This window comes from Fulvivirga kasyanovii, assembly GCF_009711405.1.
Taxonomy (GTDB): domain Bacteria; phylum Bacteroidota; class Bacteroidia; order Cytophagales; family Cyclobacteriaceae; genus Fulvivirga; species Fulvivirga kasyanovii.
Genome location: NZ_SMLW01000498.1, coordinates 1,776 through 14,229 on the forward strand (window position 1 = coordinate 1,776; position 12,454 = coordinate 14,229).

The 12,454-nt window shown below is 43.1% G+C and carries 9 protein-coding genes and 1 tRNA gene; 9 read left to right on the plus strand and 1 reads right to left on the minus strand.

The genetic code is table 11. The features are described from left to right. Window positions 1–261: 261 nt before the first annotated feature. On the plus strand, window positions 262–771 hold the full coding sequence (locus E1163_RS09915) for a hypothetical protein (protein ID WP_155171286.1): 510 nt from the start codon (window positions 262–264) through the stop codon (window positions 769–771). Between the two features lie 12 nt (window positions 772–783). Then, the gene (locus E1163_RS09920) at window positions 784–1,143 is read left to right on the plus strand and encodes a GerW family sporulation protein (RefSeq protein ID WP_155171287.1); all 360 of its coding nucleotides are present in this window, start codon (window positions 784–786) and stop codon (window positions 1,141–1,143) included. A 102-nt stretch (window positions 1,144–1,245) separates the two neighbouring features. Here E1163_RS09920 and E1163_RS09925 read toward each other — a convergent pair whose 3' ends face one another. Continuing rightward, window positions 1,246–2,184 carry an outer membrane beta-barrel protein gene (locus E1163_RS09925; RefSeq protein WP_155171288.1) on the minus strand — a complete coding sequence of 313 codons (939 nt, stop codon included), beginning with the start codon at window positions 2,182–2,184 and terminating at the stop codon, window positions 1,246–1,248. A 268-nt stretch (window positions 2,185–2,452) separates the two neighbouring features. Here E1163_RS09925 and E1163_RS09930 point away from each other — a divergent pair, with 268 nt between their 5' ends. From E1163_RS09930 to E1163_RS30520, 7 genes are all read left to right on the plus strand, one after another. After that, window positions 2,453–6,592 (plus strand): hypothetical protein, encoded by a 4,140-nt coding sequence (locus E1163_RS09930; protein ID WP_155171289.1) that lies wholly within the window; start codon window positions 2,453–2,455, stop codon window positions 6,590–6,592. Between the two features lie 284 nt (window positions 6,593–6,876). Continuing rightward, a complete protein-coding gene (locus E1163_RS09935) occupies window positions 6,877–8,205 on the plus strand; it encodes an IS110 family RNA-guided transposase (RefSeq protein ID WP_155171290.1) in 1,329 nt (442 codons plus the stop codon). Between the two features lie 304 nt (window positions 8,206–8,509). Beyond that, a complete protein-coding gene (gene hemA / locus E1163_RS09940) occupies window positions 8,510–9,691 on the plus strand; it encodes a glutamyl-tRNA reductase (RefSeq protein WP_155171291.1) in 1,182 nt (393 codons plus the stop codon). 37 nt (window positions 9,692–9,728) lie between these two features. Beyond that, window positions 9,729–10,838 (plus strand): ferrochelatase, encoded by a 1,110-nt coding sequence (gene hemH, locus E1163_RS09945; protein WP_155171292.1) that lies wholly within the window; start codon window positions 9,729–9,731, stop codon window positions 10,836–10,838. A 153-nt stretch (window positions 10,839–10,991) separates the two neighbouring features. Then, window positions 10,992–11,075 (plus strand) — tRNA-Leu (locus tag E1163_RS09950). Between the two features lie 95 nt (window positions 11,076–11,170). After that, on the plus strand, window positions 11,171–12,184 hold the full coding sequence (locus E1163_RS09955; RefSeq protein ID WP_155171293.1) for a DHH family phosphoesterase: 1,014 nt from the start codon (window positions 11,171–11,173) through the stop codon (window positions 12,182–12,184). 37 nt (window positions 12,185–12,221) lie between these two features. Then, a partial coding sequence (locus E1163_RS30520; RefSeq protein WP_185156037.1) for a hypothetical protein occupies window positions 12,222–12,454 on the plus strand: 233 nt, incomplete at its 3' end.

The window sequence follows — 12,454 nt, forward strand, 5'->3', positions numbered from 1 at the left end:
GCTAAAATGGAGGTGCGACGAAGTGATCTCCTCCTTCTGTGAACCGTCAGAATATCAGTTTCCCCTTCATAATCGGGGATTACTTCTTCACTCTCCGAAAGCTTTTGGGGCAAGCTGTACCTTACTCATCGCAATAACGAAAACATAGTACAGCGGACATCAATCATCGCTTCTCACGACTAGCATCATTGAAGGCTTCGTTGAGCGGAGGTAGCTTTATCATGAAAAAAGAAAATTATCTATTTCTAAAGCAAGGGAGACATGCTGGTCATCTACATACTGTTGGTCATTATACTGGCATTGCTGCTATGGATCATTTTTACACCCGTCTATGTGAGGGTGGATACCACTATGGATTTGTATGAGATCAGCCAGGCCGGAACAATCAGGGTATCTTTACATCCTGGGGGAGATGCCTTATTTCGCATGCATGTGTTTGGCTTGCAGGTGCCGGTTAAAGCCAGCGGCAAATCAAAGAAAAAGCCCGGGAAGCGAGAAAAAAAGAAATCCCGCTTCAAAAGATCGGCTTCAGCCTGGAGGTATATGGTGGGTGGTGTGCTTGGCAGTATCACTTTGCAGCGGTTAGCATGCTCGGTCGATCTTGACAATGTGGTGCTCAATGCACAACTGGTGCCGGTGCTTATGCTGGTCAACCGTGGGCCGGTGAGCATAAATACTAACCTCAGCGGGCAGTATTACCTTCAGCTTCAGGTAAGGGCCCGGCTCAACCGGCTGCTCTGGACATTCATTAGATTCTTAACTAAAAAATAAAAAACCATGGAAATGAATTTTGAAACTTTATTGGAAAGACTCACCGACTTTATTCAGAAAGAAGTAAAAACGGAAACTGTAATGGGTGAGCCTTTTAAGTTGGGAGAGTTTGACTGCGTGCCTGTAATGCGGGTGGGCATAGGCTTTGGCAGCGGTGGGGGTCATGGGGATTCTACCAAAACAGGAAAAGGCGAAGGTGGAGGAGCAGGAGGAGGTATCGGCATTGACCCTATCGGTTTTTTGGTGACCAAAGGAGATGAGATATCGTTCATCAATACCCATCAGAAAAAATCAATTGCCGGCATTTTCGAAAAGGTACCTGACTTGATTGAAAAACTGACCAATAAGAAAAAAGAAAAGGAAACTGCTTAGCCTTTGGTAATTGACAAGCATCTGGTATAGTAACTACCTCACCCTTCATTCAGGCCTGTGGTTATAAGACGTGGCAGGGTGAGGTACTGTTAACTACTTTTCTTAAAAGCCGATCCTGACACCTATATTCAGGCCTGCACCACTGGCATTAACTTCCTGAGATGGAATGGTTCGTGGCTCATCGGTTGGTTCTTCGATTGATGTGGTAAATTCATCTTTAAAAATGAATTTCCTTTCAGAAACCGGTAAGTCTTCCAGTTGTTCTCCAGGTACAAGCATCGTTTGTCCGTCTGTAGTGGCCGTGGTAGTATAGGAAGTAATCTCGGCCTCATCACTTTTTATGGACAAGCTTTTAAACTCCGCCTCACCAAATATGCTGAACCGATCGGTAACAGGTACAATGATACCAATAGCCCCCGTGTATCCCAAGCTGAATTTTGGAGTAACCTCAGCTTCTCCTCTCACGGCAATATCAGTGCCTGCTCCACCACCATTAGGGCGGTCTACAGAGGTTTCAATGGTTAAGTCGCCTGCCACCGGAATCAAAAGGCCCAGCCGTACGTAAGGGTTAATCGTTTCAAAACCCGGAGTAAGTAGTATTGCCGGAGCTACGTCCAGTCCTCTGATATAAGCGATTTCTTCAGAATGTGTTGTAGGCGTGTGCAAACGGCCAATCAACGTCTCATCACCACAGAAATAATTAATACCCATCTCAGCACCTATGAAGCGATTGAACATATACCCTGGAGTGGCATTAAATTTAAAACCGGCACCTAACGACCCCTTTAAAGAAGTAACCGTAGCCGTAGAACCATCTGCACTCACAGTTATATCAGTGGATTGGGTAATGCCCGTCAGTCCATTAGGATCAGCATCGCTAAACTCGGTTTTAGCCGACTCAAACGAATAGCCACCACCGACCCTGAGGTAAAATCCCTGGGCATCAGCATTTGATGAAATTAAAGTGAAAGCCGAAAGACAAGCTAGCAGCACATACAAACCCTGCACTTTTATTTGTTTGTTGTAAAGAAAATAATTCATCAGAATATTTTTTAGTTGGTTATGCTTCCTTTAACAACGTAACTAAAGGCTGGTTTATTAAATTTTTGCTTTTATTGCTCAGTACCCAATCAGTAAAAACAATAAAACAAACACTCCCCAAGCCACCAGCACCAAGCACTCAGCCCCTAGAAACCAAAAACCAGAAACTAGCCCCAGAAACCAACAAACCAGAACCAAAAAACAAGTAAACAAGTTAAAATAAAGCTATAAATTTACTCAAAGTAAAAAGAGCTGATGATGTTCGTGTATGCTAAGAAGACGGAAATACTTTAATTTAAGGGCGCTGCGCAGGTCGAGGAGGGGATTGCTGACTACAGTCATACTTTTAGTTATTGCAGTTATACTCGCCGTACTCCTTACCTACGAAAAATTAATCCATTACTATGCTTATGACCTGCTCGGCAAAACGTTGAAAAGGACTATTGAGCTAAAAACTGATGGGTTTTACAGTATTTCCTACGACAGTATACACGTCGACTTTGTAGATAGCCGGGCCACACTTTTTAATTTTAAAGTGGACATCGACAGTGCCCAGCTAGACGCGTCCGATAAAGAAATGTCGCTATTTGTGGCGCACGTGCCTAAGGTAGATGCCGATATCATCAACTTGCTTGAGGTGATCTTTGAAGACAGGCTAACGCTAAAAACCATCATTCTGCAGCAGCCCGAAGTGTGGATAGCCCAGCCCCGGCAGGATGCGGAAAACATAGGACTCAGCAAAGAGAGTGGAGATATTTATAAACAGGTGACCCGGCAGATCAGGGAGTTCGACCTGGGGAGCTTTGGCCTGCGGGAGGCAAAGATCAGCTACAAGAGGGATCTGATGTCCCCGAACTATGATTTTGTGGTGGGCAACATATCATTCCTGATCCGGAATTTTGGCTGGGATAGCGACCATAACAACGACCCTCAATTCCACTCAGACCATATCAGTCTGCTGGTCAAAGACCAGACATTCAAGCTCAAAGATTCGGTACATCTCTTCACCTTTGACTCGGTGCTGCTCTCCACCCGGGAGTCGCGTGTAGAGCTGATCAACGTACACCTTCATCCACGTAACGATGTGGTGCGAAAAGGGAAGGATATAGATCAAAATGCCTATTCCATCGGTATTCCGTCGCTTTCACTTCGGGGTGTGGATTTTAACAAAGCCTATACCGACAATATTCTGGCTATAGGCAAAATAGACCTGCGTTCCCCAAATTTTGCTATGGATAACTTCCTTACATCAGGTAAAAATATTGAAGCAGACCCCTCAACCGCAGAATTGATTAAATTAATAACCGAGTTATTCAATGTAATAGAAGTCACCAACCTGAATATAGACAATGGAAATGTCGATATTCTGAGAGACCGTGCGCCTTCATCATCCCGTTTTAAGGCTACCAACATATTTGCACACGTAAAAAATGTGAGGATCGATACGCTGGATTACAGCACGATAAAGTACGACAGCGCTACGGTAGGGCTAAAAAACTATTATTACAGCATGCCTGACAGTATCCACATCTTAAAATTCGGCAGTCTGTCCTTTGTAACCACCGACAAGTCCAACATAAGGATTGATTCACTACAAGTGTTTGACCGGCTGTCATTTGGTCAGAAAATAGCTAAGGGTGGCGTGATTAACATTGATGCACCCCAGGTACGGGTGTCAGGCTTTGAGTTTGAAAACTTTATAGACAACAACCGGTTGGTGATGGGCAATATCTCCATTGATCGGCCGCGGATCAAATTTCATATGAAGGATACCGTCCTTACATCCGGCGAGAAGGTTAATCTTCCGGAATTAACCGCGTCTATTTTTGACTTTCTGCACGCCGATAGCATTAACCTGAACCAGGGAGAAGTTACCATAATGAGAAAGGGTGAGTCATTTATCCGGTTTCATGGCCTGAATACTTCTGTTGGTGAGGTAATTGATGGAAAAGGACAGTCCAATCTGTACCTGGATAGCCTGCAAATGAAGGTATATGCCAGTAGCATTGACATAACCCCGTTAGGAAATATTACGGGCAGGCTTACCGGTGTTTCGCTCACTCAAAATGATAAAACCAGGCTTACTATCCGGCAGGCCGAGATTGATGGGAACGAGAAGAGCCCTCTGAAAGCATCGCTCTCCCGGGTGTTTGTCCCCCTTCCGGGAATTTCAGTATTTCTCAATTCCCCGGAAAGTGCGATGAATGGACTGAGGGCACAGGAGTTTAGGTTTTTTGCAGACCAATCGCTATTTCAAAAGAAGCCGGATTATGAAACGGAAGGAGGTTTTTCATTTAAGCGCATCCATCTGGGCAAGGGTATCATAAACATTGTTGATAAAAGCAAACCGGTATTTACATCCAATGTCAATTACCTGAAATTCAGGGATCTGGCGGCAAGCGAAGGGGAAGCTCCCGTGATAAAAGGCCTGGAAGTTTCTTTGGCAGGGTCTACCGCTTATGGTGATGGTAATCTGCTCAGGTTTAGTCAATTACTGCTTTCTGAGAAGTCGAAACTACTGGCGGTAAAGCAGTTGTCTGTTAAAGGGAAAAATGAGATTTTAATAGACACTGTTTCATCAAAGGGTGTGGATGTAGGACGTTTTGTCAATGAGAAAAAACTGGATGCAAGGGAAATTTTAGTCCGCAATACTAACATTAAGTTGGCCAGGCCTGAGGGGAAAAAAGTGAAGTCTGTCACATACTTCAGGGATTTGCAGCAAAAACTCAATGAATCTTTAAAAGATATTAAAATTGGCAGGCTGATATTGGCCAATACTACTTTAGATAATCAGGACGGGCTAGTGGGACGGGGCGTGAATATGGATATCAGAGATGTTCGCATTGCGCCTGATAAGAAGTGGAATTACAAAATACCCTTTGCACAGAGCATGACTGCAAAGGTTGAAACACTTTCCATACACAATGGCAAATCTGATGTGACGGTTAAGGGCATAACGCTCGACTCTAAAACAGATGCGATAGCCGTCAGTGATTTTTCTTTTATAACAAAAGAAGGAACCGGCACAATCAAAGTTCCGGGACTTCATATGAGCATTCCGGACCTTTATGCTTTAGTCAATCATCAGAAAGTTAATATTCAAAAAATAAAGCTGATCAAGCCGGATATTACACTACAGCAGCCAAAAGGCCAAGCCTCGGGAAAGAACCTTCTGGAAGGTGCAGCATTGAAGGAGGTTGCTATTGATAACCTTGATTTGAGTAACGGAAACATTGTGCTCAAGCGCGAAGGGAAGAACGATTTTAAGCTAAAGAACTTCTCAGTTAACCTGGAACAGGTGCTTTTGGATGAAAAGACAGATTTGGATAAAGATGTGCTGGTGTTTGAAGGTATGACAGCTACGGCCCCTGACCTGAGCTTCAAAACCAAAGATGGCCTAAATACCATTACTATTGATAAAGTGGCATTTGCACTGAAAGATTCAAGCCTTACAATCAGTAACCTGCGCTTTATACCGCTGCCACAGTTTGAGTATTTTGATAAGAAATATTACGAGAGCGACTGGATAAAAGCCAGTGCCGGTACCATCAAACTCTCGGGGTTACATCTGGATAAATTTTTAAACCATCAACTGATCGACAGCAGGCACCTTTTGATTGATAATGCCAAAATAGAAGTCTACCGTGATAAAAACATGCCTGATCCTCCTGCAAAGGAAAAACCTATGTATCACGTTGCCTTTAAGAACTATAAAAAGCCGGTGAACATTGGCAAAATAGATATTCATAATACCAACATTACCTACACAGAATTTGCAGAAGGGGCACTCCAACCCGGCTCGGTCTCTTTTGAGGAATTTTCTGCCGTTTTCAAAAACGTAACCAACCGTGAAAGCCTGTTGAAAAAGAACCATTTTATGACCATGGATGCCAAGGCTATGGTCATGGGTAAAGCCAGGTTGGACCTTTCTATGTCGTTTGATATGACCTCTCCGGCAGGCGCATTCACCATAGGCGGAAAGCTGGCAGCCACTCCATTGAGGATATTCAATGACATTACGGTCTACAATGCCAATATTGATATTCGTGAGGGCTATGCCAACAGCCTCTTTTTCAGTGCCCGCGCCAACGAAGATGTAGCCTACGGCACCATGGAGTTCAGGTATGAAGACCTAAAGATCTACATTCTGGATAAGCCCTCGGAGAGGACGCAACGTTCTGGTAAATCCATTGCTTCCTTCTTTGCCAACACATTTGTGATCAATAAAAATAACCCGCACCTGTTCAAATTCAGGGAAGGTAAAATCTACTTTGAAAGAAATCCGAACAAGTCACTTTTCAACTACTGGACAAAAACATTCCTCAGCGGCCTCGTAGCCAGCATCGGCGTGAATAACAACAAAAAGGAGTTTGAAAGAGTGACCAGCGATGAGGAACAGGAGAAGTAAAAGTTTTCTAGCCGTCATCACCAGGAAATCGAGCGCATAATTAACCGTCATCACGAGACTTAACATTTTTAACAAAATGCACAAAATGAGATGACGAATCGTTTTAAAGGAAAGTTTGCACACATAACCGGGATATCGACTAGTGCTAATTGCCTGGTCGCGAGCATGGTTTGAAAGAAAGGAGTCACAAATTATGGTACTTTTCTATTTTTTTAGGAATGTCCGCTCGGTAGTCTTTCGTGTCATAAATTTCTTTCTGTGCAACTACCTTACTAAAGAAAATCATGATGAAAAAGTTAAGGGCGAATGCCGCAGGAATAGATATTGGAGCAAAGAATATCTTCCTGGCAGTTGAAGGAGAGCCTGTCCGATCTTTTGAAACTTTTACAGAGGACTTCTGTCAGGCCCGAGATTATTTACTGTCCGTGGGTATAGAAACCGTAGCTATGGAAGCTACCGGAGTTTATTGGGTAATACTTTATGAAATACTTGAGGAGTCTGGATTGGATGTATGGTTAGTCGATGGCCGACAGACCAAACAAGTGCCAGGTCGCAAGACTGATGTTAAGGACTGTCAGTGGGTACAGCAACTTCATAGTTATGGCTTGCTCAACCGTTGTTTTGTCCCCGATGAACAAGTCAAGGAAATAAGAACCTATCAGCGCATGCGGGAAGACCATATCAGGACAGGAGCAATGCATGTTAATCATATGCATAAATCATTGACAGAGATGAATATACGGATCAAAGAGGTAATTAGCCAGATTCATGGGGCAAGCGGTATAGCTATTATAAATGCCATTTTGGAAGGAGAGCGTACCCCTGAGAAGTTATTGTCCCTCTGTCATAAAAGTATAATAGAGAAAAAGTCCCATCAGATGTTAAAAGCCTTAAAAGGGCATTATACGGAATCAGGTTTATTTGCCCTAGGTCAATCTTATCAGGCTTACCTGTTCTATCAACAACGGATTATAGAGTGCGATAAGAAAATTCAGCAGGCTATGGAACGGACGAACAATTATCATGAAGATAAGAACATTAGAAGTGATATTGAATCAGTAAAAGCTCGTAAACCAGTTAGGCACAATAAGCCTCAAGTAGATAATCTGGGAGGCCACCTGCTTAAAATATTTACGGGGAAAGATGCTACAAATTTACCTGGAATCACAGATTATACATGGCTACAATTGTATGCTGAAACCGGAAGTAACTTATTGAAGTGGTGTACAGAAAAGCATTTTACATCTTGGTTAGGCTTAGCGCCCGGACAACATGAATCTGGGAAGAAGAAGAGCACAAGAAGCAAAAGATACAGGCCCAAGGCCGGACAAATATTTAGACAAATAGCTCAAAGCCTAATAGAAAGCAAAAAAATAGCCCTTGGAGCTTTTGGTAGAAAATTAAAAGCTAAACGAGGACCCGGAATTGCAGTAAAAGCCACAGCCAGGAAGTTAGCCGTACTCTATTGGAGGTTGATGGTGAAAGGCCTTGATTACACCGAGAAAGGGATAAAGGATTACGAGCAGAAAGTTAATCTCCAGAAGGAAAGATGGCTGTCAAAAGCAGCGAAAGAAATGGGATATCAACTTGTTGCAAATCAACATGTTGAGTAATACGTCATCGGTAGGAGGCACGACGAAGTGATCCCCTCATTTCTGGGCATACACTGATTCGCAATTGGAATTCAGCTTGTCATCCATAATTGGGGGATTGCTTCTTCGTAAGTACCTCATTCATTACAATGGCCATTACCTCATATAGATTTTGCTAATGATGGCTTAGAAATTATCAATTTGATTAATGTTTAGGATGGCCGCATCTTAGCATCAGGTTTTAAACTCAATCACCTGAGTTTATGGCTCTAAGTAATCATATTCGACAACCATAGCAAATCGCTTAAAAACTGTTTACCGGATTATGTCACACGTGTTAAGGTACATAGGTATTTCACACCAAACTGCTTCAGTATCGGCAAGGGAATCTTTTTGCATTAGCGAAACCTTAAGAAGATCGCTAAGCAAGAGCATTGCGGCCGCTTTTTCTGATGTGCATGGGCTGGTGTTGATCTCTACGTGTAACAGAACAGAAATATATTTTGAATCTCAATCCACTAAAGCTGCCGAGGTCAGGGATTTTTTTGTCCGATCTGTTGGTGTGTGTAATGAGGATGAGAGTCGGGGCTTTTTCGAGTTGTCAGACAATACCAGTGATACCGCTGACAGGCTTATGCAAGTGGCCAACGGGTTGCAATCTGCCGTTGTAGGTGATAAGCAGATCATTTCGCAGGTGAAAGAAGCTTACCAATTTTGCCTGGCTCAAAAGCAGCAAGGCTCACTGCTGGAAAGGCTGTTTCAGGCTGTGTTCAAAAGCCACAAGCGGATTGCCAACGAGTCGCACTACCGGAGCGGCTCTACTTCTACGGCATACTGCTCACTTCGATTGATAGAGAAAGCATTGGGCAAAGCAGCATTGCCGGGTAAAAATCTGTTGATCATTGGGGCAGGAGAGATTGCCCGGGATGTGGTTAGCTATTTAGGGAAGTTTGATTTTGGAAGGGTCTATATAGCAAATCGTACGTCGGATAAAGCAGCAGACCTGGCACAAAAGCACGGTCTTGTGCCCTACGATTGGGAGCTGGTGGAGGCAGGGCAATTCGAGCATTTCGATGCCATTATTACCGCCGTAAGTAACCGCCAATATCTGCTGCAAAAGCCCGCGGTTACTCAAGCGAGACAGGTGATTGTAGACCTGGGTTTCCCTATGAATGTACACCCAACAGTGGGGGCTGCAGCCAAACTGTACAATATAGATGATGTTTCGGGACAAATCACAAGAACAGACCAGCTACAGGCAGGGGCATTAGCGAAAGTAAAGGTCATCATTAAAGAGGAGCTTGACCTTTTTATGGATTGGGTAGAGAAAGGTGATAAGCGCAAGATTATTAGAAAATTTAAAGCTGAGGTCGAAATAACTGTTGCAGAAAGCCTAAAGCAGCATAATAATACCAGCTTTAGCCGTGACAGACAGCAGGCGATTATACAGACACTGAGCAGGAAAATGACTAATAAACAGGCCGCATTTTTAATGGGGCAGGCTTGAGATTATAATAAAACATTGAAATAGTAAATACAGGATTATGGGTAAAACGGGTTTGTTGGTCGTGAATTTGGGTACGCCGGATGCACCGGAATATGGAGCGGTAAAGCGATATCTGACGGAGTTTTTAATGGACGGCAGGGTAATAGATATACCTTTTTGGAAGCGTTTCCTACTGGTCAATGGTATTATTGCTCCATTTAGGTCACGCAAAGTGGCCCGGGAATACAAAAAGCTATGGACAGCGTTGGGATCTCCGTTATTGACCCACGGCCTGGTACTGGTGCACAAGCTGTTGCAAAAGTTTGACAGAAGCCCCTGGGATGTAGAGGTAGAGCTGGCCATGCGCTACCAAAACCCTTCTATACAAGTGGCCCTGGAGAAATTGCGTGCCAAAGGAGTGGATGAGATCATCGTATTTCCTCTCTTTCCGCAGTATGCCTCTGCTACCACCGGTTCGGTTAATCAAAAAGTGATGGAGGTAGTCTCTCAATGGCAGGTGATACCAAGCATCCAGTTTCTGAACAGCTACCATGATCATCCTGAATTTATCAATGCTTTTGCTATGAAAGTGTTGGAAGATATCGGCGAGCACCGGCCAGATCATCTGCTTTTCAGCTATCATGGCATACCAGAGAGGCACTTGGACAGGATCAGGGTAGAAGCGGGTTATTGTGATACATGCTGTAATTGTGGAAATGGAGAATATCAATCATATTGCTATCGAAGCGCCTGTTTTCAAACTTCAAAACTCATTGCTGAAAGCATTGGGCTGGATGCGGACAATTACACTACGTCCTTTCAAAGCAGGCTGGGCAAAGACCCTTGGATAAAGCCTTATACCGATGCCACGATTGAAGAACTAACCAAAAAAGGCATTAAAAACCTGCTGGTCGTGTCCCCTTCTTTTGTGGCCGACTGCCTGGAAACCACGCTTGAAATAGGAGAGGAATACCGTGACCTGTTTCTGGAGAACGGCGGAGAGAAGTTCAATTTCACTGAAAGCTTAAATGCTGATAATCTATGGGTAGATGCAGTTTTCAATATCATAAGTACAAAATATTTCAAGACAGAAATACCTGAATCTGGTCGTATTTTCAGCCTTGTCGACACAGAAAGCGCGGTGCTTTCACGAGCAAGATCGATTTAGAATTATGTTCGCCAGTTTCTGTCTGATTGTTTATAATAAAGAGATCAAATAAATCTCCTCACTATTTTTATGCAACTATTGGTAATTTTGAAATCTTTAAACATCTTTGCATCCCGTTTAACGAAAGCGGTTCCAACTAACTGACTAATAAATGCCCAGGTGGCGGAATTGGTAGACGCGTTGGTCTCAAACACCAATGACTTCACGGTCGTGCCGGTTCGACTCCGGCCCTGGGTACTAAAGCCTGAAGATAGCTCTTCAGGCTTTTTTTATAGGTACAGGTTTTATCTTAACCTTGATTACTCTTATCATCACAAAAGGAACATCATCAGATGAACATATACAAACAAATTGAAGCCGAAATCTGCAATGCTTCCCATATCGTTATCACATCTCACAAATCTGCCGACGGAGATTCTGTGGGCTGTTCGCTCGGGTTGTTGCACTTTATAGAAAAACTGGGTAAAAAGGCAGTGGTTTGTCATCCGGATCCGGCACCCGATTTTTTATACTGGCTGGATACTTCGCCCATATTGCTGATGACCCAAGAACCTGAAAAGGTAACAGAGGCCTTTCTTGAAGCTGATTTGATCTTTTGCCTTGATTATAACGCGGTGAACAGGGTAGGAGATATGCAATCCTTATTGGAATCAGCAACGGGCAAAAAAGTGATGATTGACCATCATCTTGACCCGGAAGAATTTCCTGATATTGTAGTTTCACAAACGTCTGCCTCGTCTACATCAGAGATGATTGTAGATTTGATTGAAGAATCGGGCCATGGGAAATTATTAGATGAAAAAATAGGCACCCCTTTATATCTGGGTATGCTTACTGATACCGGTACTTTTCGGTTTCCATCTGTAAAGCCGAGAACACATGAAGTGCTAGCCAAGCTCCTTGCTGCGGGTGTACAGCATCATCTGGTTCATGAGTATCTTAATGATAATAACACCGTAAGTCGCTTGAGACTGCAAGGCTATGCCATGAGTGAAAAATTGGAAATTATGGAGGATTATCAGGTTGCCATTATTTCTTTATCCAAAGAGGAGCTTGCCAGATACAACTACAAAAAAGGCGATACTGATAGCCTTGCCAACTCTGCATTATCCATAAAAGGCATGAGGGTAGCTATCGTGTTTACCGAACGCGATGGAATTATCAAAATTTCGTTCCGCTCAAAAGGGCAGGAAAATGCTGTCAATGTGTTGGCCGCTGAACATTTTAATGGTGGAGGCCATGCCAATGCTGCAGGTGGTATGAGTGAACTATCCGTCAATGATACGTTGGATAAGATCAGGAAATTGATTCCGGAGTATTTTTCAAAGGCAATTGCAGATAACTGAACCTCTGTCTTAGAGGTAGAGCTTAAAAGAAAATGTGATGATATTCAAAATTAAAAATGATATAAGACCTGAAAATGCTGAATATTATGACATTTTATGTGTTGAAAAGATTGAACATTCACACGGTATTTCTTCCGTATCGTTTGTTATAATTGAAGAATTAGCGCTTTCTAGCAAGGTTGTACTTAGGTTTGACTGGAAAGAGAAGTATCAGATTGATCCGACGGATTTTCTGTGGATCGAAGAAACAAATATTTTATTTTTTAAGTC